This is a genomic window from Arthrobacter sp. (assembly GCF_030540645.1).
GTDB lineage: Bacteria > Actinomycetota > Actinomycetes > Actinomycetales > Micrococcaceae > Specibacter.
This window is the reverse complement of record NZ_JAUNVV010000136.1, coordinates 3,187-4,264: the sequence shown is the minus strand read 5'-3', so window position 1 is coordinate 4,264 and position 1,078 is coordinate 3,187. Positions and strand designations below refer to the sequence as shown.

Sequence of the window (1,078 nt, the reverse complement as noted above, 5' to 3'; positions counted from 1 at the left end):
ACGGGTCAGGCTATCTTCAGCTGCAGGCCGATGAAGGTGACCACCAGGCCGCCTATCCCCATGGACACTGCCCAGCGCAAGCGGTTTCCGGCAAGGGCCTTACCCAGCAGCCACCCCAAGACTGCCAGTGCAATGATGGCCAGTGCCAAGATTGTCCACGGCGGGACCGGTAGCAGGGCCCCCACTAAAAGTGGGGTGGTGGCTCCCACGAAGCTGGCCAGGGATGCAACGGCCATCGCGATCAGTGCACGTCGCATTTGGATGCGGCCCAGCTCAGTGGTTGCCAATTGGCCGCGCTTCGTCAGGTTCAGCTGGCGCGATGCCCTGATGAGAGACCGCCTGCGATCCGCGTAGTCGGCTACGAACATGGTGAATGCCGCTGTCACCAGTGCCGCTATCCCGATCCGGAACGCCAAGTCTGGGCTGACCCGGCCACCTTGGCCCAGTATGGAGGAGGAAGCCAGGGCGAGAGAGTTCAGCAGGCCGTCTGTCAGCCCCATCACCGGCGGCAGCAGTGGCTGCCGCCGGAGCCATGAAAAGTTCAACGCGATCTCACGACCCGTTCAATGACGCGTTCCCCCACTACCACTTGATCGACGCTGTGGCACACGGCCCCGACCTTCTCGATCGCGCGCATGAGCGCCGGAACGTCAATGTCGTTTCCTTCGACTGTCACGTCCATGCCGACGGTTTCAACGTCAATGTCCGTCACGGTGATGTTGACAGCTTCCACGCCCGGCACCTTCTCCACCGCAAGCGCCAAGTCCAGAACTTCAGGTTGGTCGATGACCTTGTCCACATCCAGGGCTATTCTCCGAACAGGCATCTGTTTTCCTTTCACTGGTGTTGGGCATCCACCGGCATGCCGCCACTGCCGTGGCAAATTGCCTCGGATCCCCAGCAATTACCCGAATGCTACCCCCGGCAATACCAAAAAAACAGCCTTCGAACGACCCCGCTGCGAGGCTGGAGGAGTACGATTCAACTAAGAAGAGGGTGGAGGGTCCCACCTAGAAAAATGCGGACAGTCCCGCCAACGGCTCCTGCTTGAACAAGATGCGAAAGCGTTTTGGGAGGT

At 60.5% G+C, this 1,078-nt stretch carries 2 protein-coding genes; both read right to left on the bottom strand.

Annotated features, from left to right (window positions below):
* Nucleotides 1-5: 5 nt before the first annotated feature.
* Nucleotides 6-503 carry a hypothetical protein gene (locus tag Q4P21_RS15875; RefSeq protein ID WP_303389691.1) on the bottom strand — a complete coding sequence of 166 codons (498 nt, stop codon included), beginning with the start codon at nt 501-503 and terminating at the stop codon, nt 6-8.
* A 38-nt stretch (nt 504-541) separates the two neighbouring features.
* Nucleotides 542-826 (bottom strand): DUF211 domain-containing protein, encoded by a 285-nt coding sequence (locus tag Q4P21_RS15870; RefSeq protein WP_303389690.1) that lies wholly within the window; start codon nt 824-826, stop codon nt 542-544.
* Between the last annotated feature and the right edge of the window lie 252 nt (nt 827-1,078).

Bases quoted from the DNA above. Each gene is read 5' to 3' on its own strand.
- Q4P21_RS15870 (WP_303389690.1), bottom strand. From the start codon at position 826: ATGCCTGTTCGGAGAATAGCCCTGGATGTGGACAAGGTCATCGACCAA.